Below are 24,772 nucleotides of genomic sequence, written 5' to 3' on the forward strand. Positions count from 1 at the left end.
TAAAAGTTGACTGCATCGATAACCCCGGCCCTGAGCGGTAGTGTTCGCGGGGCCCGTCGCGGTCGTGCGAGTCCGCACCAGCAGCGCTCCTATGCACCGGGCTGGCGCATCCGGCACGCCAGCTCATGTGCTCAGCAACGCCCGCGGCCCGGACCGGAACGCTCAGCCCCCCGCGCCGACGAAGACGTTCTTGCGGATCGAGCCCTGCACGCCCCAGTTGCCGTCGACGACTTGCGTGACGCCGAAATCCGCGGCGACCGACATCAACGCGATGGCCTCGTCCTCGCTCAGCCCGTGTACCGTCATCAGGAAGCGACGCAGCTTGCGGAACGCGTCGCGCATCGCCTTGTCAAGGCTCGAATGCTGTGCCACCTCGATCTGTCCGGCCGGGCCGAGCTCCGCCAGGTAGTTCGGGAAGGTAAAGCCGTACACCGACCATTGGTCTTCGGTTTCCAGCATCGGGTGCGTGAGGCCTTCGAGGGTCGTGCCGCCCAGGTCGTTCTTCTTGTGCAGCACGAATTCGAAGTCTCCGGTCAGCGAAGTCTCGATCGCGGTACCGCCGAGCTCGCTATCACCTTGCGCCGCATGCGGATCGCCGACCGAAAAGAATGCGCCTTCGACGGCGACCGGGTAGTACATCCGCGCCCCTTTGCCGACACGCCAGTCGTCGATATTGCCGCCGGTGTAGCTGGGTGGATTGGAGCTGACGTAGTCGAGCTCCGTCGGCGCCAGTCCCATGGTGCCGAAATGCAGCCGGGCGGGTACCTTCACGTTCGACAGGATATTCTCCCGCTTCGTGACCAGCGAATGGTCGACCTCCACGCCAGGGTAGTCGATCGTCCGATGCACGATGCCGTCCGGATCCGTCTGCGGTGTCCACACGTAGTTGTAGACCGCACGTGCGAACGGCTCGCCCGAGGTGTCGAGCTCGAAGATCGTCACGACTTCACGCGGCTTCGGCTCCTCGATCAGATCGTGATAGTGGAAGCCCCAGGATGCTGCGACATTCGAACCGAAACAGCGGCCGCGGTAACACGCATTGCAACTCGGCCGCGGTCGTACGTCGAGTATCCGTACTTCGAGCACGTCGCCGGGCTCCGCCCCTTCGATCGCGACGGGCCCGGTCAGCAGATGCACGCCGACGCCTTCGCCGGAACCGAGCGTAAACGGTCCATCGGTCGGCCCCGCGCCACGGCGCGGCATGGCCTTGTGCTCGCGGGTCCAGTGAAAGATGCTTTCGGCGCCGGGATCGCCCGCGACCATCCGTTCGTGATCGTCGTTCGCATGGTGGGTCAGCGTCTCGATCGTGATCCGGTCGCCGGAGCGCACCGTCAATGCGGGCGCGACTTTTTTGCTGAAGTAACCCCAATGAACCGTTTCGGGCGACACAGGCAAAGTATGGTGCTTCATGATTGTTCGAACCTTGTAAGGCGCCCGGCGCAAAGGGCCGGGCAAAGCTGAATGGCGCGTGCCGTTACGACGCGATTTCGAGCCGGTCGTCGGCGCCCATCACGCTCAGGAATCGCGCCGTCAACGGATGGCGTGGGTGGGCGAGCACTTCGTGCGCGGGCCCCTGTTCGACCACCGCGCCTCCGCTCATGAACACGACGCGATCGGCCACCTGATCGGCGAAGCGCAACTGATGCGTTGAGATGAGCATCGTCAGACCGCCTTCGTCCACGAGCCGCTGGATCACGTCGAGTACTTCGCCGACGAGTTCGGGATCGAGCGCGGACGTCGGTTCGTCGAGCAGGAGCACGCGCGGATTGGGGGCGAGCGCGCGGGCGATCGCGACGCGCTGCTGCTGGCCGCCGGACAGATGGCGCGGCAACGCGTCGGCGCGATGACTGAGGCCGACGCGTTCGAGCAGTTCACGCGCCCGGCGCTCGGCATCGGCGGGGGCGATGCCGTGCACCCAGCGCAGCGGCCCCGCGATGTTCTCGCACGCCGTCAGATGACTGAACAGGTTGAAATGCTGGAACACCATGCCGACGCCAGCACTCGCACGCTCGTTGGCGATATCGCCCTGGGTCATCGGCGCACCGTCGATCCGAAAACCGAGGCGCTTGCCGGCGATGCGAATTTCCCCCGTATCCCACTTCTCCAGGTGATTGATACAGCGCAGCAGCGTGCTTTTGCCCGAGCCGCTCGGCCCGAGCAGCGCGATAACCTCGCCGTGGCGGACGGTGAGGTCGAAGCCTTCGAGCACCATCTGCTCACCATAACGTTTGCTCAGGCCCTTCACCTGCACGGCCGCGCTCTGCTTCTGGAGCGCCGCATAGCGCTGCGCGCGCTCCGCGTGAAGGTTACGCTGAACGTCACGCGCGTTGGGCATGGCCACGGGCACGGGCGACGGCGTCGGTTCGAGCAGCGCATCGGCGGCGGGCGTCGCGCCCGGTGGGCTCGTCGCAATTCGGGCACGGCGCCACGGCAGCAGCCGTGCAAAGCGTCCCGACGGGCTGCGCTCGAGATCGAGCGCGGTTTCGGCGAACAACTGGATCGCGGCGATCGCGCCGGTCAGCACGAGATACATCAGCCCGGACGCGAAGAAGATCGAAAAGAAATCGAACGTCGACGACGCGAGCTGGGTGCTGCGCAAGGTCAGTTCGTCGACCGCGATCACGGACGCCAGCGACGAGTTCTTCAGCGCGCTGACCGATTCGTTCCCGAGCGCGGGTATCATCGTGCGGATCGCCTGCGGCGCGATTACGCGGCGCAGCAGCACGGTCGGCGTCATGCCGAGCGCTTGCCCCGCGAGCAGTTGACCACGGTCGACACCGAGCACACCCGCGCGCAGGATCTCCGCGATAAACGGCCCCTCGTTCGCCGCGAGCGCGAGACCCGCTGCAGCCATCGCGCTCAACTTCAAGCCGATGTGCGGCAACGCGTCGTACGCGAACACGAGTTGCAGGATCAGCGGTGTCCCGCGAAAAATGACCGTGTAGCCGCGTGCGATCGCGGCGAGCGGCCCCACCTTGCTCAGTTGCATGCTGGCGAGCACCAGTCCCACGATCAGCCCGCCCGCGAGCCCAAGGGCCGTGACCGCGATCGTAAAACCGATGCCGCTTAGCAGATACGGCATGCCGAGATAGTGCAGAAACAAATTCATCAGTTCGAGGCAATCAGCTTGGGAGTTTCGAGGTTTTCAACACCAAGCGACCACTTCTTTAGCAAGTCGGTCTGGATGCCTGCCTTCTGGATCGCGACAAGCGCTGCCATCACGGCTGCGCGCATTGCCGGGTTGGTTTTCGGCACGCCGATACCGATCGAATACGGCAGCGTCACCGCACTGGCCTTTTCGAGTTGGTTCGGATACGCCTTGACCGCCTGGTCCACCGTGTTCACGTCGTTAATATAGGTGTCGGCGCGGCCCGCGAGAATCGCCTGGATCGCGTTCGCGTTGTTGTCATACAGCTGCACCGCGGCTTCCTGCTTGTTCGCCGCCTTGCAGGCCGGCGCAAGATTCTGGATCAACGGCACTTCAACGTAGCCGGTGTTCTCGGCGGCGGTGGTGCCGCACATCGTCGGGTTGATGCCGCTGATCTTCTTCGGATTGCCCTTCGCGACGAGGACTCCGTCGAACACCTTCGAATAGGTGATGAAGTCCGCCGCCTTCGCGCGCTCTTCGGTCGCATACATGTCGGAAATCACGATGTCCGCCTGGCCGCTTTGCAGCGTCGGCAGCAGCGCGGCGAACGAGACCGGCTTGTACGCCACCTTGAAGCCGAGGCAGTTGCCAATCGCGTCGCCGAGGTCGATGTCGAAGCCGATATATTTACTCGGGTCATTCGGGTCCAGCGCTTCATAGCCCGGCGTGTGCGGATTGATCGCGTTGATCAGCGTCTTGCCCTTGAATTGCGGGTATTTCGCCTGTAGCGCCGCGCATTCGGCAGGCGCCGGCGCGGCAGCCTGTGCCTGACCCGACACCAGCAGCGCCAGCAGACTGACGGCGCCAAGAGCCAGCTCGCGCCAATGGCGGGCGACACCGCCCGCGCGCCGCACGCGATGCCCGTGATCGACAAGATTGGTATACATCCCTGAACCCCTTAAAGCGGCAGATGTCAATGGCACACACCATGTAGGCCTTGTTGCATCGCACCAGCGCAAGGGTAGATAGACGAAATTCCGCATACTTGTCTCAGCGCGCACAAATGTTTGCACAGAGGCGAAGGAGGTTGGGATACAGCAATCCGCAATCGAGCGTCACAGGAAAGATCGATCGGCGCTCTGGCCTCCGTTGCCAGGACGAGCCTTCGGAACTTCACCCGTGTCTTCACGCGTGACGCAAGGATCTCACCCGCAGAACGTGTCGAGAACGCCCGCATGGATGCCGCGCGAACCATGCTTGCTAACAACCACTCGCCGGAGCCGTCTGTCGACGGATGGTTCGGAAGCTTTCTGCGCCATGAGCTACGGAGTCTCACGATCCGCAGTTGAAGCGAAGGCGTGAATCCCGTCGCTACGAGACCGCTTTCCTTAGCAATGCCATCTCATTACGGATGACCGGCCGTGCGATTTGCGAAAACGCGGTGACGAGGCGCGCCTGTGCCTGATACTGCGGATAGAGCAAGGCTATCTCGTTCGGTATGTCGAGCGTGAACGGTCGAATCTCGATTCCGCCACTGAGGTACTCATCTCTTGCGGCGAGCGGATTGACGAGGCTGATTCCCATGCCCGCGCGCACCATCGCACATACCGACGAACCGAGACTCGCTTCGGCGACGATGTGTCTCGACACATGCTCGGCTGCGAATACATCGTCGATGGTGGAGCGCAAAAGGCTTTCACCGGTCGGCGCGATGAAGGGTTGATTGGCGAAGTGCGCCGGATTGAGTTTGCGCAAGCGGCACAACGGATGAGCGTTCGGCAGCACGGCCACGCAGCGCAGCGTCGCGATCGATTCGACGCGAAGGCCGGGCGCCTCGCCCGTGAGAAGCGCCAGCCCGGTATCGCAAAACCCTGAGCGCACCCAGTCCTTCACGGACACGGCATTACCCGAATGAATCGACACCAGGACGTCGGGATGCGCGGCGTGAAACTGCGCGACGATTTTCACTAGCAGATCGCCAGCGAGCCGGGGCATGGCCGCGACGCTCAAGCGCGCCGCGCTGAACGAACGGATATTTGCAGCGACCGATTCGAGTTCGGCGAGACCCGCGAAAGTCCGCTCCACCTCACGATGAAAACGCAGCCCGTCCTGCGTCGGACTGAGCCGGCTGCCATTGCGCTCGAAGAGCGGAAACTGGGTGATCGCCTCCAGTTGCGAGACGAGCCGGCTGACCTGCGGCTGCGACGTATGCATTGCCCGCGCCGCGGTCGTCATCGAATTCGTCGACATGACAGCGCGAAACGCCTCGATATGGCGCACTCCGAGCTTGAGATTTGGCATATCAGATTTGAATTGAACGATGCGATACAAGTATTGGACTTTAGCATAATGGCGACCCATATTGAGGACGTCGCCAGGTCCCAGGCGCCGCGCTTCCAATGACAAACCAGGCAGCTCGCAGCGGCGAGCGCAACGACTTCTGACGAAAACCAAGAACATGAATGCACTTTCGATGTTTAAAACCGCCGGGCTGCTTGCCACCGCAATCGCGGGAATCGGTCTGACGTCCGGCGCGCACGCCGATACACCTAGCCGCCTCGACCGCATCAAGCAAACCGGCACGCTGTCGGTGGGCTATCCCACCAGTTCGTTGCCCTTTGCCTATCTGGACAACGCACATCAGCCGGTCGGCTATTCGGTGGAGATCTGTCAGCGCATCGCGGACCATCTGAAGAAGGAACTTGCGCTGCCCGAGATAAAGATCCGCTACGTACCGGTGACCTCGGCTACACGTCTGCCGCTGCTGCAAAACGGTACGATCGATCTCGAATGCGGCAACACTACTAACACGGTCGAACGCCACAAGCTCGTATCGTTTTCGCCCACGACCTTCGTGACGAAGGTCGTGTTGATGGCGCGCAAGGACAGCAACCTCGACGTGAACAACCCCGCCGCGTTCGCCGGCAAAACGGTGACGAGCCTTGCCGGCGGCCTCGACCTGCAGATCATCCAGCAGATCAGCAACCAGCAGCATCTGAACATTTCCGTATTGCCCGTCAACGATACCGCCGCGTCGTTCATCGCCGTCAAGACCGGCCGTGCCATGGCCGTATCGACCGACGACGGTCTTGCGTACGCGCTCGTCGCCACGTCCGGCGCAGCGCAGGACTACACGATCGGCACGAAGGCGATGCTGCTCGCGCCGTACGGCATCGTCGAGCCGAAAGACGACGCGCGTTTCAAGCAGGCCGTGGACAACGCCGTGCTTGATCTGATGAAGACAAAGCAGATCGTCCCGCTTTACGAAAAGTGGTTCAACTCGCCGGTGCCGCCCGCGGGCGTGAACCTCAAGTACCCGATGAGCGCGGAACTGAAGCATGCAATCGAGCACCCATCGGACTCGGGCGATCCTGCGGCCTATACCGTGAATCCATAAGACAGACACGCGCTGCTATCCGAGCGGCGCCTCATCATCACGATCCTGAACCGCCATGAACTACCCGTGGAGTTGGACCAGTTTTAACGATCTGTCGCCCGATGGGGTGCACTCCTATCTGCAAACGCTTCTGATCGGCGCGGGCTGGACGATGGCGTTGTCGGTCTGCGCTTACGTGTTCGCGTTGCTGCTCGGTTCGGCGATTGGCGTGATGCGCACCGTCGAATCAAAAACAGCGCGCGCAGCGGCCGCAACTTACGTCGAAGTGTTCCGCAATGTGCCGTTGCTGGTGCAGATGTTCCTTTGGTATTTCGTGCTGCCCGAGTTGCTGCCCAAGGCGCTCGGCACGGCGATCAAGCAGATGCCGCAGCCGTGGAACCAGTTTTTTCCGGCGCTGTTGTGCCTCGGCTTCTATGAGACGGCGCGCATTGCGGAAACGCTGCGTTCCGGCATTCGCGCGTTGCGTGCGGGGCAGCGGCAAGCCGCGTTCGCGCTCGGTCTCACCGGCTTCCAGGCGTACCGTTTCGTGATCCTGCCGCAGGCGTTTCGTGTCGTCGTCCCGCCGCTCACATCGGAGTTCATGAGCATGATCAAGGGATCGTCGGTGGCGATGACGATCGGTCTGATTGAACTCACTGGCGCGGCGCGTTCGATGCAGGAGTTCAGTTTTCATATCTTCGAGGCGTTCAGCGCTGCCACCATCATCTACTTCGTGATCAACACGATTGTCGTGTACGGGCTGATGCTCTTCGAGCGTAGGGTCGCAACACCTGCTGCCCGGTCGCGCACGGCGTCCGGCGCGCTTGCGATCACCGAAGTCGAACAGTCATAGGAACGGTGATGTTGCCATCGGGAATGCATGAAATCGTCGCGGCGCTGCCGTATCTGTTCGAAACCGGCATGACCTTCTCACTGACGCTGACCGCGTTCGCGGCGGTATTCGGGCTGGTTCTCGGCACGCTGCTCGCAATCTGCCGCATGTCGTCGTCGAAGCTGATATCGGTACCCGCCACGCTGTACGTGAACGGCATGCGGTCGGTGCCGCTGCTGCTGGTTATCTTCTGGTTTTACTTTCTCGCGCCGTATGTGGGCGCATGGCTGACGCACTCGGCCACACCCATCGAAGTCGGTGCCTATCGCTCCGCCGTCATTACGTTCACATTGTTCGAATCGGCTTACTTCTGCGAAATCATGCGTGCTGGTATCGCCTCGATACCGAAAGGGCAGATGCAGGCCGCGCTCGCGCTCGGCCTCACGCAGCGCCAGACGATGCTCACGGTGATATTGCCGCAGGCGTTGCGCAATATGACACCAGCCTTGCTGACGCGCGTCATCACGCTCTTTCAGGACACGTCGTTGGTGTACGTGCTGTCGATGACGGATTTCTTCGGCGCCGCGTCCGATATCGCATCGCGTGACGGCAGCACGGTGCAGATGTATCTGTTCGCCGCCGCGGTCTACTTCGTCATCTGCTTCAGCGCGTCGCGTGTCGTCAAACGCTTCGACGTCGCGCGGCATGCGCATTGATCAGTCAGGATGAACTCATGATTCAGATAGATAGCGTTAGCAAGTGGTATGGCGCGTTTCGCGTACTGAGCGATTGCAGCACGCGGGTCGCGCGCGGCGAGGTTGTTGTCGTGTGCGGCCCTTCAGGCTCCGGCAAGTCGACGCTCATCAAGACCGTCAACGGTCTGGAGGCCGTGCAGCAAGGCGATATCCGCATCGACGGCATGAACGTGACGGGCCCGCGAGCGGATCTGCGCAAGATCCGCTCGCAAGCCGGCATGGTGTTTCAGGGGTTCGAACTGTTTCCACATCTGAGCGTACTCGATAACCTGAATCTCGCGCAGACACGCGTGCTCAAACGCAGCCGCGAGGCAGCGCGAAAGCGCGGGATGGAGCTTCTTGAACGCGTCGGACTCGCCGCGCATCGCGACAAGTATCCGGGCGCGCTGTCCGGCGGCCAGCAGCAGCGCGTCGCGATTGCGCGCGCGCTCGCGATGGATCCGGGCGTCATGTTGTTCGACGAGCCAACCTCCGCGCTCGACCCCGAGATGGTCAATGAAGTGCTCGATGTGATGACCGATCTCGCCCGCGAAGGCATGACGATGATGGTCGTCACGCACGAAATGGGTTTTGCGCAACGCGTCGCGGATCGCGTCGTCTTCATGGACGGCGGCCGCATCATCGAGGATTGCCCGAAAGACGACTTCTTCGGCAGCACGACAGGACGCAGCGAGCGCTCGCGTTATTTCCTGTCGAAGCTCCTTCACCACTAGCCTTATTACAGAACCGACATGCAGGACTTTCCCGTTTTCGATTCCCGCTACGCGCGCCACGCCCGCCTGACCGATCTGCGCAGCGACACCGTAACCCGCCCGACCGAGGCCATGTACGAGCGGATGCGCGAGGCGCCGGTCGGCGATGATGGTCTGGATGGCGATCCGTCGGTACTGAAGCTCGAAGCAGCCGTCGCGACGATGCTCGGCAAGGAGGCCGGCCTCTACGTGCCGACCTGCACGATGGCGAATCTGCTCGCGGTGCTCGCGCATACGCAGCGGCATCAGCAAGTCGTGCTGGAAGCGAACGCGCATATGTTCACGACGGAACGCGGCGGCTCTCTGCTCGCCGGACTCGCCTACACGCCGGTCGAAGGCAAAGCGGGCGCGATGGATCTGGACCGGCTTGCAACGGCGGTCAGTCCGGGCGCGTACCGGATCGGTGTCGGGCTGATCGCGATGGAGACCTCACACAACAATGCAGGTGGCGCTGTTTTGCCGCTCGATCACATGCAGGCTGTCCATGCGCTTGCGCAGCGCGCAGGCGTGCCGGTGCATATTGACGGTGCGCGTTTGATGAATGCTGCAGCGGCGTTGGGTATTCCGGCGGCCGCACTTGGGCAGCACGCGGAATCGGTGTCGCTGTGTTTGTCGAAGGGATTGAGCGCGCCGGTCGGCGCGGTGCTCGCAGCGAGCGGTAAAGCGATTGCGGTTGCGCGCGCGTATCGCAAGGTATTGGGCGGCACGCAGCGGCAAGCGGGCATCATGGCGGCGGCCGGGCTCGAGGCGCTGCACACGATGAGCGCGCGACTCCCCGAGGACCACGTCAAGGCGCGCGCACTGAGCGACAGCTTGAACGCGATTGGCGCGCCGCTCGCAGCCAGTGCGCCCGATACCAACATCGTGCAGGTGCAAATCGGTGGCACGGGCATGACGAGCCATCAATGGGTCGATGCGCTGAGCGAGCACGGCGTGTTGACCCGACCGTCGGGCAATGCGATGCTTCGTTGCGTCACCCATCGCCATATCGAAGACGACGACATCGCGCATGCCACCGAAGCCTTCGCTCAGGTGCTGCAGCAACGCGTTCTTGCATGAGCGACGCATTCGCGAACGCGTGCGACGCACACATCCACATCTTCGATCCGCGTTTCAAGGAGACGCTCGCCGCCGACGACATGTCGTCCGTTCCGGCAACTGTTGACGATTACCGAAGGGCGCAACCGCATTTCGGTACGTCGCGCACGGTCGTCGTCACGCCACGCAACTACGACGTCGACAATGCGGTCACGCTGGATGCGATCCGCCAGCTCGGCCCCGATCGCGCACGCGGTATCGCGACCCTGCGGACCGATGTGACCGATGCGCAGCTCGAAGCACTGCATGCGGGCGGGATTCGCGGCATCCGCTTCACGCTCTATACGCCGGATCAGGCGCCGACCCGCTTCGACATGGTCGAGGCGCTGGCGCACCGTGTGCATGCTCTCGGCTGGCATTTGCAACTGCATTGGACCGCAGCGCAGATCGTCGAACATCGCACGCTGCTCGACCGTTTGCCGACCGAGTTCGTGTTCGATCATTTTGCGCGGTTGCCGCTTCGCGGCGCATTGGCGCATCCAGCATGCGGACTCGTGACCGAATGGCTGCGAGCGGGCCGTGCATGGTTGAAACTGTCTGCGCCGTACCTCGACTCTCTGGTTGGGGCCGCTGACGGCTATCAGGATGTCGATGTTCTCGCGCAGTACTGGATCCGCGTTGCGCCGAATCGGCTCGTGTGGGGCAGTGACTGGCCGCATACGTCAATGCTGCCGACGCCGGCGCCTCGAGCGACCGCGGCGACGCAGGCTGCGTGGCTGAGTTCGCCAACAATCAGGCGGCAGATCCTGGTCGAGAATCCGGCAAAACTATTTGATTTTGTGTAGTAGTTGCATAGGGACGACTGCGGTCAATTCCGATTCAGTGAGGTCCGCACAGTCGTCCGCTACTCAGCGATCGCACATTGTTCGCACCGCGCGATCTGAATGCGCCTGCCTTTTGTCCGATATTCATTTGGCACTCGCGAATCGGGTGGATTACGCTAGTCCTACTAAGCGACTTTAAAGCGTGGACGACTCACGAAGTCACCATTGCGCGGACTGTCTTGCACCCTTTCTGCACGTGTCCGCCGACACCGGGCAAAAAATGACTGCCTGGTGAAGCGTCTCGCCATTCAATGACGTTGGCCCATGCTTGGGCTCTCTCGCCTCGCTCCCGGGAACAGCCGGCCGCAGCAACGGCCCCTCGTTCTCTTATCGCTCGTTGCGCAAACGGCGGCAGCCAGCTATCACCCCGGATCACCCCGGCCATTTTTAATTTCATCTGTTTGAATTGGGTGCCTCATCCCGCCAGGCAATGGGTCCCTGCGCGCTGTGATGTTGTGCGCCTGATTCAGTGAAGGAGATGACCATGAAAGTCTGGCATTCAGGCATTTTGTCAGCCACCGCCGTTGCACTTCTGTTGCTCAGTGGCGCCGCGCAGGCCGGCGGTCCCGGCGGTCCCGGTGGCTCCCGCGGCCTTTGCTCGAACGCAACGCTAAAGGGACCGTATGGCTTTATCGGTCACGGAGAAATTCTTGGATTGATAGGTCCGGATAGTAAGGTGCATGCGTTCGCCTCTACGTCGATCCTTGATGACGTCGCCTTGGTTACGTTCGACGGCGCGGGCAATTTTTCGCGCACCGACTACGGGGTGATCGCCGGGCTGCCGAAAGGGGGGCAGACTACATTCAATCCGAACCAGAGCGGAACCTACACGGTGAACTCCGATTGCACCGGCACCATGAAAATCGTCTATACCGCCGGCGGACCCGTGCCGGCCGGCGTCGAGACCGATCTGCAAATGGTCGTCGCTGAGGACGGGATGCTCATCGAATCGGTTGTGTCCAAGGCGATCACCGTGTCAGGCGAGACCCCGGACGGCATCACTTGTCCATCGTATTGCGAGCAAGGTGTGCAGGAAAGATTCGAAGGGAAAAAGGTCGTGATGTTCGGCTTCCGCTAGTCGCGTCCCCGGATGCCTATGGTCCTTCTGGCCGCAGTGCTTTGGGCATTGCGGCTGGCGGATTACGTGTTGATGGATTATGGTCACTTCGACGCGACTTTGTCGGGGACGCTGATTCTCGATACAGTTGCCACTACCCGTGCGGATTCAACGAAGTCGTCAGGACGGTCAGCCCGGGGTTGATTCCGCAAAGTACGAACCGTATCCGGAGGCACGCCATGCAGGAAGAACAAATACGTGAGGCGCTGAATGCGCACTGGCACGCATCGGCGGCCGGCGATCTCGACGCGGAACACGATATTTACGATGACGATGTCATCTGTGACTATCCGCAATCAGGTGAACGGATCGTCGGGCGAATTAATTTGCAGGCACTCCGAGGCCATCATCCAGATAAGCCGTCAGGGTTCGATGTGAGGCGGATTCAGGGAGAAGGCAATCTGTGGGTCACGGAATACAGCATCGCCTATACGGGGCAGGCGGCTTACACGGTGAGCATTATGGAATTCCGCAACGGCAAGGTCGTTCACGAGACCCAGTATTTTTCGGAGCCCTTTGAAGCACCGGCCTGGCGCAGTCAATGGGTTCAGCCGATCGCGTGACGTCGCGTTGGGGGGCGAGATAAGCCTGCTCAGTTCCTGATAGCGGCGAGATTAGGTCCGTGACGGTCTTGCTTATGCCGCCAGCGGTGACCACCGGTGAGGTTGGCGCGGGACGCTTCGCGGGCGCGCAGGGAATCGGACATCCGTAAGGTTGTCTTTTTTTTTAGACGAGCGCATGATGTCGTTTTGACGACCTGCCACGGGTTCAGCAATAACCAAGGCGGCGTCTGTTCCTAATCGTTCAAGGACGCGAAATGAATCTGCAACTCGCAAGTGGCTGGCTTGAGCGCCCCCACGTTGGTTTCTCGGATATCCATCAGTTTGCAACGCAGTGCCGGGATGCGGCCGCGGTTTCCGGACGCGAATCGGCCGCCCTCGTCTTACTCGCGGAGCGGGCGGCCGCGTTCAGTGAACGCCATGAAGGTGTGGCGGTGTCGGCGGAAGTCATGGACGACTTTCTTGCAGAGTTGAGAAAGGATACGAAAGCGCTGAAAGATGCCAGCGTAGCGTCGGATGCCGCCTTTCTGGAGGCGCTCAATGCATTTGCCACCCAGTTGGCGCCAAGCATTGTTGTTTGACGGCGCGCGTAACGGCTTGTGCGCCAACCGCATCGTTGCTGTGCCTAAGCTCGTGGGCAGCAGGCATGCAGTGACGCACTAGCTACGGTCAAGCAACGACTGCAGGAGTTTTGCGCCGTCACGTCCTTTGGCGGCGCCGATCCAAAGCCGTTCGATCAAACCGCGATACATCGCGACTGCATCCGCCGATGTTGTAATCGTCGCAATGCCGGTTCGTACGTTGGGGAGTTCGCCAAGCCGGAATGGCGATACCGCCACGTGCTGACTCCCCGCTTCCTCGAAAATCTGGAAGGTCTCGCTCGGCAGGTTGTCGGTCACGATGCCGACCTGGACGCCAATCGGGTCGCTATTCAACACGTCGATCATGTGTGCGACTTCCTTGCGCGCAGCGAGCTTGCGTTCAAGCTGCACGCCCGAAGGCAGGCCTAAACGACCCACCAGACCATGGTGCAGGAACTGCTCGATCTGTCGAAGTCCGATCAGGCTGAGAATGCTCGGGCGTTGCTGTTCAAACAACTTGCGCCGGGCGGACAGAATTTTCAGAACATCGCTATTAATCCGCTTCGAGCTTTCATCGGTGAGTTCGGCCGGAACGCTTTCCTCGAGCATGGAGCGCAGATACTGCGCGTAAGCCTCGGAGGTCAGCAGGAATGAAATCGGATCGAAGTTCGCCAGGATGCGCGTGGAGCGTGATTCGAGCTGGCGCATGCGCTCAAAGTAGCTGACCGCAGAATCGTGGTATTCGGACTCGACACCGAGCAGGTTCGGAAGCGTGACTTCCAGCAATGCGGCCAGACGTTCGAGCGTTTCGATTTTGACGATTTCCCCGCGCTCGAGGTTGTAGACGGCTGCCCGGGAAATCGCCAGCCGTTCGGCAATGTCGTCGGAGCGAAGTCCGCGAGCCATGCGGTAGGCACGCAGGCGCTCGCCGATAGCGAGGAAGTCGAAAGTGGGCGCTGTTTTGCGGAAACCTAGAACGTCGGCCACGATACATCCTCGTATAAAAATACAAACGAATTGTACCTCATGCTGCCTTTCAAACGGTAATACCAGGGAAAATCCCGGGTCGTTTTTGCCGAAATTCTATAGATTTAGTAATTTTGTACACTTGTCGTTTTATTTAGACGGTCGCAAGATTTCTGTGTGACGTCGGCCTACGGGGCGCGCCACAGATGCCCGGTGTGCGTTCGCGATATGGGCGACGCAGGCCGGAAGACCACGCGGCTGTCAGCAGAAACGAACAAGAGGCTTTTCATGTCTGGTGCAAAATTAAAACTCCTGCCGAGTCTTTGTCTTCTCGGCACTGCCGCGCTGAGCGCGCCGGCGTTCGCGCAATCCTCGGTGCAGCTTTACGGCCTGGTCGACGCATTTGTCGGCTCCGTAAAAAGTCCTGGCGCTCCCGCGGCCGTGGTGACTCAAGGCGGGGGGCTGTCCACGTCTTATTGGGGACTTCGCGGTACCGAGGATCTGGGCAGCGGCTATTCCACATTCTTTGTGCTCGAGAGCTATTTCCAGCCTCAGAACGGCACGTACGGCCGCTTCACAAACGACAGCTTCTTTTCCCGCAACGCGTACCTCGGCATTGCTACGCCGTATGGTTCCATTCGCGCGGGGAGGCTGACAACGCCTCTGTACATTTCCACGATCAACCTCAATCCCTTCTTTAATTCCTATACGTTCTCGCCGTGGATTTTCCACACGTACAAGGGGCTAGGTCCGCAGGGCGTAGTGGGCGATTCCGGCTGGAATAACGCCGTGGCGTACTCATCGCCAACTGTTCGCGGCCTGAACGGCACGCTCATATACTCGTTCGGCAATACCGCGGGCGAGGCCGGTGCGCATAAGTGGGGCGGAACGCTCAACTATGCGAACGGCCCGGTCCAGTTGGCGGCCAATTACCAGTACATCAACTACAGCAATGCGGCGGGGGACATCGCTACGGCGTTGCCGGCCGTCCCAGGACTGAAGAGTCAGGAGACGATTCAACTCGATGGGTCCTACAACTTCAATATTGTTCGGGTGTTCGCCGGCTACATGAACATCCGCGACAACGCTACGCTCGGCACGGCAACGACAAACTCGGAGCAGCTTGGCGTCTCCGTACCCGTGGGCGTCGGGTCGGTACTCGGAGACTTCGTCTATTCGAAGTCGACTGGGCCGAACAGTGGCGACATTCATCGCACCACCTGGGCAGTCGGCTACGACTACCCGCTCTCGAAGCGCACGGACGTGTACGCCGCGTTCAAATACGACCACTACGCCAGCCAGTCCACAGGACTCACTTACGGCGCGGGGCTTCGCCACAACTTCTGAAGGGCGTGGCGCGTGCGCTGCCTGGCCAATTCGTGCTTACGGGTTTTCACTGACAGAAATTGCGTTGCAGGGTGCGCTAAAACCGCGTAGTCTAAATATTTAGACGAGAAGCTGAACCACCAGAGTTCAACTGCCGAGACAGCGACCCTTCCACGCAGTTCGAGACCCGAGGCCGTCGTCAAACAGTACACCGCACGAAGTTTCCCGGGTGATGTTACCTGGGATGGTTTCCGACGCGCTGGTTGTCTATTTTTTTGTACGGGTGGCGTCGTGGTTTGACGCCTGGTCTATAAGACCTCTTTCGAATTGCAGGAAAGGAAGTCTCCACACGGAGGATGTAATGGAAGCAAATGCAAATGCGGCGGGGCACCATGCCATCGCGGGAGTCGCGGACGACCACCGTCCCAACAAGTACGCGTGGAAGGCACTCGCCGGTTCGGCAATCGGCTACGCGATGGACGGATTCGATCTGCTCATCCTCGGGTTCATGCTGCCTGCCATCGCGCTGGACCTGCATCTAAGCACGCAGCAGTCGGGTGCGCTGGTCACGTGGACGCTGATTGGCGCAGTTGCCGGTGGAATCCTGTTCGGCGCGCTTGCCGACCGGTTCGGCCGGATCCGCGTTCTGACGTGGACCATCGTGATTTTTGCGCTCTTCACCGGCTTGTGTGCTTTCGCTCATGGCTTCTGGGATTTGCTGGCCTACCGGACGGTCGCGGGTGTCGGTCTGGGTGGAGAGTTTGGAATCGGCATGGCGCTGGCGGCTGAAGCATGGCCCGCAAAGCATCGCGCTCGCGTGTCGTCGTATGTCGCGCTCGGCTGGCAGAGCGGCGTGCTTGCTGCCTCTTTGCTCACGCCGTTGCTGCTTCCGCACATCGGCTGGCGTGGAATGTTCCTGATTGGTGTCGCGCCGGCGCTCGTTGCATGGGTTGTGCGTAACAAGTTGCACGAACCCGAAGTGTTTGTGCGCAATGCGAAGACATCGGTCAGGAAGCCCAATGCATTCAAGCTACTCATCGCCGATGGAAGAACGGCTCGCACAAGCGTTGGCATTGTCATTTTGTGTTCGATCCAGAACTTCGGCTACTACGGCATCATGATCTGGCTGCCGACTTACCTCGCCAAAACACTTGGATTCGGGCTCACCAAGTCGGCGCTGTGGACGTCGGTCACCATCGTTGGAATGATGGTCGGTGTCTATCTCTTCGGCCATCTGGCGGACCGCATTGGACGCAAGCCGACCTTCCTGCTCTTCCAGGCCGGCGCGGTGGCGATGGTGATCACCTACTCGAAGCTCTCGGACCCGGGTGTGATGCTGTGGGCTGGTGCGCTCATGGGCATGTTCGTCAACGGCATGATTGGCGGCTATGGTGCGCTGATCTCGGAGGCCTACCCGACAGCCGCACGCGCTACCGCACAGAACGTTCTCTTTAACATCGGCCGTGCGGTGGGGGGACTGGGTCCCATCGTCGTTGGCGGTATCGCCGCGGCTTATTCGCTTCAACTCGCGATTGCCCTGCTCGCAGGCCTCTACCTGCTCGACATGGGGGCAACTATCTTTCTCATTCCGGAGTTGAAGGGCGCGGAACTGGAATAACCAGGCAGTTTGCCGCGAACCTTTCTGTTCCCCGTCTGGTTCGTGGCGTTATTGAAGAGTGGAGTCATCATGTCAGCAAGCCCGTGCAGCGTCGAGAACGCTGCCACTGTCGCTTCCTATCGTTGCAAAGTTGCGGAGCACTACTGGGTCAATCAACGATACAAGTACATCCGTCTGGAAGCAGACGCACCCATTGCGCGGATCACGAAGGCTGGGCAGTTCTATCAGCTCAAATGCCCAACTTCGCCGGAACATGAACCGTTCCTGCTGCGCCCAATGAGTGTCTATGGCGCAGGTCCCGAAGACAACCGTATCGAGTTTCTCTACAACGTCACGGGCGTTGGCACCAAGGCGATGGCGACCTTGCTCGAAGGTGGCCACATGGAGATTGTCGGGCCGCTAGGCAACACCTTTACCTTCAGCGCCAACTATCGCCGCATTCTCGTGGTTGCGCGTGGCGTTGGCCTCGCCACGATGGCCCCACTGATCAAGGAAGCGTATGGCGCGGGTGTCGACATCACGGCCGTCATGTCGGCGCGTTCACCGGCAGACCTGATGGAGAAAGAGTTTCTGCGCGGGGCGAGGGCGGATGTCCGGAGTGTCTTCGATGCGGACGGAACCTCTTCGGTCGAGGCAATGGAGGTGCTGCTTCGCGAGCTTATCGAGGCGCAGCGTCCTGACGCCGTGTACACCTGTGGTTCGCATCGTCTGCTGATGCTGTTGCAGCGCGTGCTATCCGACTATCCGCAAATCACCGCCGAAGTCGCCATGGAGCAACGCATGGCCTGTGGCATGGGCGTGTGCCTGTCATGCGTCAGGTTGTTCGATTGCGACGGTGAGCGCAAATTCCTTCGCGTCTGCCGCGAAGGCCCTGTGTTTCCCATCCGCGAGGTGGTTGGGGAGGTGGAATTTGGCTAATTTAACTGCCCGGGTTGGCGACATGATTTTGCGCAACCCCGTCATGCCGGCGTCAGGCTGTTTTGCGATCGAATATCAGGAAGCGCTGGACCTCAATCGTCTTGGTGCGCTCGTGGTGAAGAGCGTATCGCCCACCTCGCGCGCGGGTAACCCCACGCCGCGCGTGGCGGATAGCTACAGCGGTATGCTCAATTCGATTGGCATTCCGAGCAAGGGACTCGAGTATTACCGCGAGAAAGTGCTGCCGCCCTATCTCGAGTTCAATACGCCCGTTGTCGTTTCCATTTCAGCCGATACCGCCGACGAGTTTGCCGAGGCCTGCGAGGAGATGTCGTTGCCGGAAGTCGCAGCCATCGAAGCGAACATCTCGTGCCCGAATCTTGAAGCAGACGGCATGGCATTCGCCATGCTGCCCGATACGACCTACAAGGCCGTGTCGGCAATTCGCCGGCGCACCAATCACCCCTTCTGGGTCAAGCTGACGCCTAACGCGAGCAATATCGCGGCCGTCGCACGGGCAGCCGAAGACGCCGGCGCCGACGCCATCGTAATGGGCAACACGGTGCTCGGCATGGCTATCGACGTTAGAACCCGCAAGCCGAAACTCGGCAACGTGATGGGTGGTTTGTCCGGTCCCGCCATCAAACCTATCGCCGTGCGTCTTGTGCACCAGTGCTACAGGTCGGTGCGGATTCCGATTATCGGCTGCGGCGGTATCCAGACCGCCGAAGACGCCATCGAATTCATGCTCGCGGGTGCCAGTGCTGTGCAGGTTGGAACGGCATCGTTTCGTGACCCGGGTGTCATGCAGAAGATCATCGACGGACTTGACGCGTACTGCACGGAAATGGGCGTTGAGAGCATTCGGGACCTGACTGGCCAGGTGAAGCTGGACCGTCAGTTGAGTGACCGCTGGCTGCGGTTCGCGCAACAGTCGGGCTGAATCCTCGATGCGTGAAGGCGGCTCACTCACCGCCTGCCTTCACTAAGCGCCGGATAGATCCGGCTCATTGTGCAAATGGACAGCATCATGGAAATACTTGAGCTTACCGGGCTCGCGCAGAAGCTCTTCGATGATATTCGCGAACTCTCATTCGACGGCGTAGGTGTCACGCGAGACAGCTATGGCGAGGGCGAATCCGCGGCGGCCGATTATCTGCGGCACTTTGCCGACAAGGAGGGGTTGCACGTCGAGGTCGATCGCGCCGCCAACCTCATATTCAGTCTGCCTGATAGCGACGCGCAGCGCCCGGCGGTGTGGGTCGGTTCGCATTTGGATTCGGTACCTCAAGGCGGCAACTTTGATGGCCTTGCGGGCATCATCGCGGGCTTACTTTGTCTTGTTGCGCAGAAGCAGAGTGGCCAACTGTCAGATACGCCGCTGCGCGTCGTTGCCTTTCGCGGGGAGGAGAGCGCCTGGTTCGGCAAGGCTTATATGGGTTCAGGCTCCCTCTTCGGCAAGCTCTCCGCTCAGGACCTTGAACTCAAGCACCGAACGTCCGGCAAATCGCTCGCGAGCTACATGGAACAGGTTGGCGCGGACACCGCCGCCATTGCGTCGCAGGAAACGCTATTCGATAAATCCAGGGCCAAGGCCTATCTTGAACTGCATATCGAGCAGGGTCCCATCATGGTTGCCCGCAAGATTGCGCTCGGGGTGGTTCCGGGCATTCGTGGCAACGTCCGGCACAACCGGATCACCTGTGCCGGTGAGGCGGGTCACTCGGGTGCGGTTCCTCGCTGGCTGCGTCACGATGCGATGTTTGCCGTCGCGGAGTTGATCACCAGGCTCGACGAGCACTGGCGCGTGCTGCTCGAACGCGGCATCGATCTGGTCGTGACGACGGGCGTCGTGGGGACCGATCCGTCCGAGCACTCCATCTCGCGTATTCCAGGCACGGTCCACTTCAGCTTCGAAGCGCGCAGCAAGAGTCACGACACGCTCGAAGGGTTTTATCAGTTGATGCGTACCGAGTGCGCGTCGATTTCGCGCGAACGTGGCGTGAAATTTGAGTTCGACCGGCGGCTCGAGTCTTCGCCCGCCACGATGGACGAGAGGATTTGCACCGAGCTCGCCCAGTCGTGCAAGCGCATGGGGACGCCGTATGAAACCGTACCCAGTGGCGCGGGACACGATGCGTCGTTGTTTGCAAATGCGGGCATCCCCAGCGGCATGCTGTTCATCCGGAACGAGAACGGCTCCCACAATCCGCACGAAGCGATGGACATCGACGATTTCATGCTTGGCGTGCGTGTGCTTGCCGACACCATCGACCATCTCTAACAAGTCCGCATCGGTCAAGGAACAGTCATGGTTCAGTCAGTTACCCTCCGCCGCCCGGACGACATGCATCTGCACCTGCGCGACGACACAATGCTTCAAACGGTGCTGCCGTATTCGGTGCGCCAGTTCGGCCGCGCCGTTGTGATGCCCAACCTCAAGCCACCGGTTACGACCGTGTCGGCTGGGCGTGCGTATCGCGAGCGCATTCTCGATGCATTGCCCACGGGTACAGTATTCGAGCCGTTGATGGCGTGCTACCTGTGTGACAGCACGGATCCCGCCGAAATCCGCGCGGGATTCGAGGAACGGGTATTCACGGCGGTGAAGCTCTATCCCGCCGGCGCGACCACGCATTCCGAGTATGGTGTGACCGGAATCGAGAAAGTCGCGAAGGTTCTCGACGTCATGCAGGAAATGGGAATGCCGCTTCTGATCCACGGGGAGAGCACGGACCCAGGTGTAGACATTTTCGATAAGGAAGCCGTTTTCCTTGACCGCACGCTCAAGCCTTTGCTCGAGACGTTTCCCGCGCTCAAGGTCGTGCTCGAACACATCACCACCGAACAGGCCGCGAACTTTGTGGATGCGGATACCAGTGGCCGGCTCGCCGCGACCATTACGCCGCAGCATCTGCTTTTCAACCGGAACGCGATGTTCACGGGAGGATTGCGTCCGCATTATTACTGTCTGCCGGTACTTAAGCGCGAGCAGCATCGACTTGCGCTTCGGCGCGTCGCGACCTCGGGCTCGTGCTCGTTCTTCCTCGGCACCGATTCGGCGCCGCACGAGCGCGGAGCGAAAGAAGCTGCGTGCGGTTGCGCAGGTATCTTCAGCGCACCGACGGCCCTCGAGGCGTACCTGACGGTGTTCGACGAGGAGCACGCGCTTGAGCGCTTTGAAGCTTTCGCGAGCGAGAACGGCCGCCTTTTTTACGGCCTGCCGCCGAACGATGGCACCGTCACACTGATTCGTGAACGCAATGAGGCTCCACGAAGTGTTGCGCTCGGTGACGGCCAATCAATTGAAACGTTCATGGGAGACGGCGCATTGTCCTGGCGGCTCGTCGCCCATTTGAGCACTTGAACTGTCATGGAAGTCTGGCCAGTCTGATTGCCGTCGCGGGGACCGATGAAGAGCGGAACGCCGTTGCGCAGTAGGCCGTAGCGTACGCCATAACAAGTATTGGAGTTTGTATGTCGATTTCACGCACAGAGCTCGCGCTCACCACCACCGTCGCGAAAGCACTCATTGAAGCCGGCTGTGTTCAGTTTCGCGTCGACGAGCCGTTTCGCCTGCCGTCAGGGTGGACCAGTCCGGTTTACATGGACTGCCGGCGCCTCATCTCGTTTCCAAAGCTCCGGTATGACCTGGTGAGCGAAAGCCTGCGACTTCTGCGTGACCGCAATTGTCTGGAAGGCATTGATGCCATTGTGGGCGCGGAGTCCAGTGGCATAGCACTGGCTGCCTGGATCGCCGACACTCTGAAGTTGCCGCTGCAGTATGTGCGTAAGAAGGCCAAAGGTCTGGGTCCGTCGACGCAAATCGAGGGGGTGGTCGAAACCGGCGATCGCGTACTGCTGATTGACGACCTGATGGCCGCTGGAGAGTCGAAGCGTGAGTTTTGCCGTGCGCTCAACGAAGTCGGCGCAAAGGTGAAAGACATCTTCGTTATTTTCGACTACGGAGTGTTTCCGACGGCGGAAGTACTTGAACGATGGGGCGTGACCGTCCATTCATTGGCGACCTGGCAAGATGTTCTGGTGGCTGCAAGATGTGATGGGCTTGTCGACGAACGCTCACTGAACGAACTTGAAGCGTACCTCAGGGACCCGGTTGCCTGGTCTCACGCGCATGGCGGGATCGTCTGGATGCGACGTTAAGCCTGCCGGATAGCACACGCCAGCAAGGCAAATTAGACTCGCATCGTTTTGTAGGGCAATGCGCTGTGCTATGGGTCACGCGAACGTCGAGTCGACGAAGGTTTTAATCTGATCGAGCGACGACAGGCATTGCCCGTCATATCCCATTGCTCGAAATTCCTGCTCGGGTCCGAAGCAGGCGAATGGCTTCTGAAAGCGCTGTGCCAGCAAAATCTCATCGACTGTGCCTGGGCCGCCAGGCAGTGCAATCACGACGTCGCTGCTGAGAATGTTCACATAGTTTCGGCTGAGCGCGTCGGGGGCGGCAGTTGGTTCGCGGCGCGGCAACGGCGTGATGATCGGCACGTCGACATAGGGATTCGGATATCCGGCGAGCGGTACGAAACCGGCCAGAGGGTCCACACGCGTCGGTAAGATTGCGACGGATCGGCCGGTGCGCCCATGCACGCTGCAAAACGCCCGCGCGACCGCCAACATGACGCCCTGACCACCGCCAGTCAGTACGTTATAACCGGCCATGGCAATCCAGCGGCCGAGCGGCTCCGCGAGATCTGACCATGGGTTTTTTCCGGAGCCCATTACCCCGACCGTCCTTATTCGCATTCTGGCTTGCTCCAAAAAAAGGGCTTCAAATTATTAGCGCCGTGCATTATCACCCATCGATAGGTTCATGCTCCCGACTACGCCTGCCGCCATACGCGGTATTGACTCTCCCTATAGCGGCAGGCGGCGAGTGAAACGTAGCGTTGCTAATCTTCGTCAGACTGCGTGATAGCACCGGTCAAAATACATCAGTCCGCGCGCTGCGTGCTCTCCGACGCATGCTTCCACGACCTGGGCGACGATCACGCTGTGGGTTCCGTAACGTGTCGAGCTTACGATCCTGCAATCAAACGAGACCAATGCATCGTCGAGAACCGGCGATCCAGTGCTAAGCGTATGCCAACGTGCATCGGCGAAGCGTTCGGACATCGGTATCCGGCTGCTAAAGCGGCGTGACAGCATTTCCTGTGTCGAACTGAGCGTGTTCACACACAAGACCGCATTCGAGGTGAGCGGGTCATGTGCGGAAGAACTCTGGTTCACGCACAGCAATAGTGTTGGAGGTGAGTCGGTGACGCTGCACACCGCCGATGCGGTCAGCCCGACAGTTCCAGCCGGACCGGTGCTCGTGACGATGTGCACCGACGCGCCGAGCCTCGCCATCGCATTGCGAAACCCCGCTGCATCGATTCGAGTTTCAGAGGGTTGTGTCATGGTGTTTGCCTCCGGCACGCGTGCAGTTACCTGACAATCGCAGTTACGCGGCACGATAGGCCGGTTGCTCCATTGAAACCCGTCCATCCAGTAACAACCTCGAATGCGCTTCCGTTGCTTTCGGCCAGCAGGCTATCCAGATTGGCGAGATTTTCGATCACATAGACACCGTGCTCCGCGCAAATAGCGTCGGCGATGTTGTGTTCCGGGCCCCGCCGCAAGCCGGGAAAATCCAGTCCGATAAAGCTCGGCCTGCGGCTCGCGATCGACTTTATCGAATCCCAGTTCAATTGCGGATGATCCTTAAAGTACTCCTTGCTTCCGTAAGTGAATCTTCTGGTCTGCCCGGTATGAAACATGATGAAATCGCCTTCGGACCAGTCGATGTCTTTTAGAACGGTCTCGTCGATTTCCACATCTGCCTTGTCGCTGACATCCACGACCCAACCGCGCCGCAGACAGAATTCCTTGGGAGGGCTGGTGTGACCGAAATTGACATCGAGATGGGTGCCGACATGACCTTGCGACATGTAGCTCGCTGGATCCTTGCTTGCCTTGCCAATGACCGGATCGTCCTGTGCAATTGAAAGAGTGAGGTCTACAAACATTCGAAATCTCCCGTTAAAAGGTGAGTAAAATGTAGCTGCTCTCCATTTTTCAGGCCCTTGAAGAAAGGCCAACAATCGATCGAAAAGCGACAGATGAATACAACCCGCCCACGCAATTGCGACAGTGCAGGCCATCTGCCCGTGAGTTCTGTCGTACGTCGCGGGAAATCGTCAGAAGCGCTGGCTCACGTTCACGCACATGGCCAACTGATTTATCCGGAACTCGGCGGCCTGCTTCTCGAGACGGCCAACAGCATGATTCGGCTCGCCCCGGATCGCGCAGCGTGGGTACCTAACGGTATTGCGCACGCGGTGTTGATCGACCGCAGTTTTCGCTATCACAGTCTGTATATCGAGCCTGCTTTCTTTTCGAGCGGCTCGGTTTTTGTCATGTCGGTGCGACCGCTGTTGCGCGAGTTGATCCTCGACGCGCAGCGTTGGTCGAGCGAGAGCCATGAGGCGAGTCTTGCTGATGCGAAGGCACGGGTCCTTGTTGGAGAGATCGAACGGGCGCCGTGCATGTCGTCGGAAATCGCTATTCCCGCTAACAAACGGATCGCGCGCATTTGCCGCGAAATCGAAGGTAATCCGTCCAGCTCCAGGTCGCTCGATGACTGGGCTCAAGACGTGGGCGCCAGTGCGAAGACAATCCAACGATGCTTCAATGCGTCCACTGGGATGTCGTTCCAGCAATGGCGCAACAGAGTTCGCATGACAAAGGCTCTTGAACTGCACGCGTGTGGCATGCGCCTCCTCGACATCGCTCTGGCAGTCGGATATTCGACCGAAGGCGCGTACGCACAGGCGTTCAAGAAGTTCTATGGGTACCCGCCGAGTCGACTTCAGATGACACCATGACGCTCTCGAGCCGTGAGCCTTGAGAATTGCGCGGTAGGTGGATGGCTTCGATCTGGCCGCACATAGTTAGCGTG

General features: G+C 60.3%; 24 protein-coding genes and 1 pseudogene. 17 read left to right on the plus strand and 8 right to left on the minus strand.

From position 1 onward, the window contains the following. Nucleotides 1-162: 162 nt before the first annotated feature. From PQR53_RS12300 to PQR53_RS12315, 4 genes and pseudogenes are all read right to left on the minus strand, one after another. A pseudogene (locus tag PQR53_RS12300) lies at nucleotides 163-1,407 on the minus strand (acetamidase/formamidase family protein); the annotation flags it as partial. A gap of 67 nt (nucleotides 1,408-1,474) precedes the next feature. Beyond that, nucleotides 1,475-3,109 (minus strand): amino acid ABC transporter permease/ATP-binding protein, encoded by a 1,635-nt coding sequence (locus PQR53_RS12305; RefSeq protein ID WP_408453656.1) that lies wholly within the window; start codon nucleotides 3,107-3,109, stop codon nucleotides 1,475-1,477. Beyond that, entirely contained in the window at nucleotides 3,109-4,035 is a 927-nt protein-coding gene (locus PQR53_RS12310; RefSeq protein ID WP_408453658.1) for an ABC transporter substrate-binding protein, read from the minus strand. The genes PQR53_RS12305 and PQR53_RS12310 overlap by 1 nt, the downstream gene beginning before the upstream one ends. Nucleotides 4,036-4,459: 424 nt before the next feature. Then, nucleotides 4,460-5,449: a LysR substrate-binding domain-containing protein gene (locus PQR53_RS12315; RefSeq protein ID WP_408453661.1), complete on the minus strand. Its 990-nt coding sequence runs from the start codon at nucleotides 5,447-5,449 to the stop codon at nucleotides 4,460-4,462. A 97-nt stretch (nucleotides 5,450-5,546) separates the two neighbouring features. Between PQR53_RS12315 and PQR53_RS12320 the strand changes: the two genes are divergently transcribed. The 9 genes from PQR53_RS12320 to PQR53_RS12360 all read left to right on the plus strand — a co-directional run bounded on the left by PQR53_RS12320 (nucleotide 5,547) and on the right by PQR53_RS12360 (nucleotide 12,983). Beyond that, nucleotides 5,547-6,485, plus strand: coding sequence for an amino acid ABC transporter substrate-binding protein (locus PQR53_RS12320; protein ID WP_408453664.1), 939 nt, complete (start codon nucleotides 5,547-5,549; stop codon nucleotides 6,483-6,485). Between the two features lie 55 nt (nucleotides 6,486-6,540). Beyond that, the gene (locus tag PQR53_RS12325; RefSeq protein WP_408453667.1) at nucleotides 6,541-7,317 is read left to right on the plus strand and encodes an amino acid ABC transporter permease; all 777 of its coding nucleotides are present in this window, start codon (nucleotides 6,541-6,543) and stop codon (nucleotides 7,315-7,317) included. Nucleotides 7,318-7,325: 8 nt separating this feature from the next. Beyond that, nucleotides 7,326-8,012, plus strand: coding sequence for an amino acid ABC transporter permease (locus tag PQR53_RS12330; RefSeq protein WP_408453670.1), 687 nt, complete (start codon nucleotides 7,326-7,328; stop codon nucleotides 8,010-8,012). A gap of 17 nt (nucleotides 8,013-8,029) precedes the next feature. Continuing rightward, the gene (locus PQR53_RS12335; protein WP_408453673.1) at nucleotides 8,030-8,764 is read left to right on the plus strand and encodes an amino acid ABC transporter ATP-binding protein; all 735 of its coding nucleotides are present in this window, start codon (nucleotides 8,030-8,032) and stop codon (nucleotides 8,762-8,764) included. Nucleotides 8,765-8,782: 18 nt separating this feature from the next. Next, nucleotides 8,783-9,862, plus strand: a complete 1,080-nt coding sequence (locus PQR53_RS12340; protein ID WP_408453676.1) for a threonine aldolase family protein — start codon at nucleotides 8,783-8,785, stop codon at nucleotides 9,860-9,862. Beyond that, complete coding sequence (locus tag PQR53_RS12345; RefSeq protein WP_408453679.1) at nucleotides 9,859-10,686, plus strand: amidohydrolase family protein; 828 nt, start codon at nucleotides 9,859-9,861, stop codon at nucleotides 10,684-10,686. Before PQR53_RS12340 ends, PQR53_RS12345 begins: the two co-directional genes overlap by 4 nt. Nucleotides 10,687-11,209: 523 nt before the next feature. Then, complete coding sequence (locus PQR53_RS12350) at nucleotides 11,210-11,803, plus strand: hypothetical protein (RefSeq protein ID WP_408453682.1); 594 nt, start codon at nucleotides 11,210-11,212, stop codon at nucleotides 11,801-11,803. A gap of 218 nt (nucleotides 11,804-12,021) precedes the next feature. Further along, nucleotides 12,022-12,405, plus strand: coding sequence for a nuclear transport factor 2 family protein (locus tag PQR53_RS12355; RefSeq protein WP_408453685.1), 384 nt, complete (start codon nucleotides 12,022-12,024; stop codon nucleotides 12,403-12,405). Nucleotides 12,406-12,659: 254 nt separating this feature from the next. After that, on the plus strand, nucleotides 12,660-12,983 hold the full coding sequence (locus PQR53_RS12360; RefSeq protein WP_408453687.1) for a hypothetical protein: 324 nt from the start codon (nucleotides 12,660-12,662) through the stop codon (nucleotides 12,981-12,983). A gap of 78 nt (nucleotides 12,984-13,061) precedes the next feature. Here the strand turns inward: PQR53_RS12360 and PQR53_RS12365 are convergent, their stop codons facing one another. Then, nucleotides 13,062-13,970 carry a helix-turn-helix domain-containing protein gene (locus PQR53_RS12365; protein WP_408453690.1) on the minus strand — a complete coding sequence of 303 codons (909 nt, stop codon included), beginning with the start codon at nucleotides 13,968-13,970 and terminating at the stop codon, nucleotides 13,062-13,064. Nucleotides 13,971-14,237: 267 nt separating this feature from the next. On the opposite strand from PQR53_RS12365, the gene PQR53_RS12370 reads away from it, so the two are divergent. The 7 genes from PQR53_RS12370 to PQR53_RS12400 all read left to right on the plus strand — a co-directional run bounded on the left by PQR53_RS12370 (nucleotide 14,238) and on the right by PQR53_RS12400 (nucleotide 21,975). Further along, a complete protein-coding gene (locus PQR53_RS12370; RefSeq protein WP_408453693.1) occupies nucleotides 14,238-15,296 on the plus strand; it encodes a porin in 1,059 nt (352 codons plus the stop codon). 340 nt (nucleotides 15,297-15,636) lie between these two features. After that, a complete protein-coding gene (locus PQR53_RS12375) occupies nucleotides 15,637-16,893 on the plus strand; it encodes an MFS transporter (protein WP_408453695.1) in 1,257 nt (418 codons plus the stop codon). A 69-nt stretch (nucleotides 16,894-16,962) separates the two neighbouring features. After that, entirely contained in the window at nucleotides 16,963-17,811 is an 849-nt protein-coding gene (locus PQR53_RS12380) for a dihydroorotate dehydrogenase electron transfer subunit (protein WP_408453697.1), read from the plus strand. Continuing rightward, nucleotides 17,804-18,754 carry a dihydroorotate dehydrogenase gene (locus tag PQR53_RS12385; protein ID WP_408453700.1) on the plus strand — a complete coding sequence of 317 codons (951 nt, stop codon included), beginning with the start codon at nucleotides 17,804-17,806 and terminating at the stop codon, nucleotides 18,752-18,754. The genes PQR53_RS12380 and PQR53_RS12385 overlap by 8 nt, the downstream gene beginning before the upstream one ends. Nucleotides 18,755-18,841: 87 nt before the next feature. Further along, nucleotides 18,842-20,095 (plus strand): allantoate amidohydrolase, encoded by a 1,254-nt coding sequence (locus PQR53_RS12390; protein WP_408453703.1) that lies wholly within the window; start codon nucleotides 18,842-18,844, stop codon nucleotides 20,093-20,095. A 27-nt stretch (nucleotides 20,096-20,122) separates the two neighbouring features. Then, entirely contained in the window at nucleotides 20,123-21,178 is a 1,056-nt protein-coding gene (pyrC, locus tag PQR53_RS12395) for a dihydroorotase (RefSeq protein WP_408453706.1), read from the plus strand. A 110-nt stretch (nucleotides 21,179-21,288) separates the two neighbouring features. Further along, complete coding sequence (locus PQR53_RS12400; RefSeq protein WP_408453709.1) at nucleotides 21,289-21,975, plus strand: orotate phosphoribosyltransferase; 687 nt, start codon at nucleotides 21,289-21,291, stop codon at nucleotides 21,973-21,975. A 75-nt stretch (nucleotides 21,976-22,050) separates the two neighbouring features. Here the strand turns inward: PQR53_RS12400 and PQR53_RS12405 are convergent, their stop codons facing one another. From PQR53_RS12405 to PQR53_RS12415, 3 genes are all read right to left on the minus strand, one after another. Next, the gene (locus PQR53_RS12405) at nucleotides 22,051-22,554 is read right to left on the minus strand and encodes an SLOG cluster 4 domain-containing protein (protein ID WP_408453712.1); all 504 of its coding nucleotides are present in this window, start codon (nucleotides 22,552-22,554) and stop codon (nucleotides 22,051-22,053) included. A 180-nt stretch (nucleotides 22,555-22,734) separates the two neighbouring features. Continuing rightward, nucleotides 22,735-23,232 (minus strand): flavin reductase, encoded by a 498-nt coding sequence (locus PQR53_RS12410; RefSeq protein ID WP_408453715.1) that lies wholly within the window; start codon nucleotides 23,230-23,232, stop codon nucleotides 22,735-22,737. Between the two features lie 26 nt (nucleotides 23,233-23,258). After that, the gene (locus PQR53_RS12415) at nucleotides 23,259-23,840 is read right to left on the minus strand and encodes a cyclase family protein (protein WP_408453718.1); all 582 of its coding nucleotides are present in this window, start codon (nucleotides 23,838-23,840) and stop codon (nucleotides 23,259-23,261) included. A 93-nt stretch (nucleotides 23,841-23,933) separates the two neighbouring features. Here PQR53_RS12415 and PQR53_RS12420 point away from each other — a divergent pair, with 93 nt between their 5' ends. After that, entirely contained in the window at nucleotides 23,934-24,698 is a 765-nt protein-coding gene (locus PQR53_RS12420) for a helix-turn-helix domain-containing protein (protein WP_408453721.1), read from the plus strand. The last annotated feature ends 74 nt before the right edge of the window (nucleotides 24,699-24,772 follow it).

It is taken from the genome of Paraburkholderia fungorum, from assembly GCF_046027605.1.
Taxonomy (GTDB): Bacteria; Pseudomonadota; Gammaproteobacteria; order Burkholderiales; family Burkholderiaceae; genus Paraburkholderia; species Paraburkholderia fungorum_F.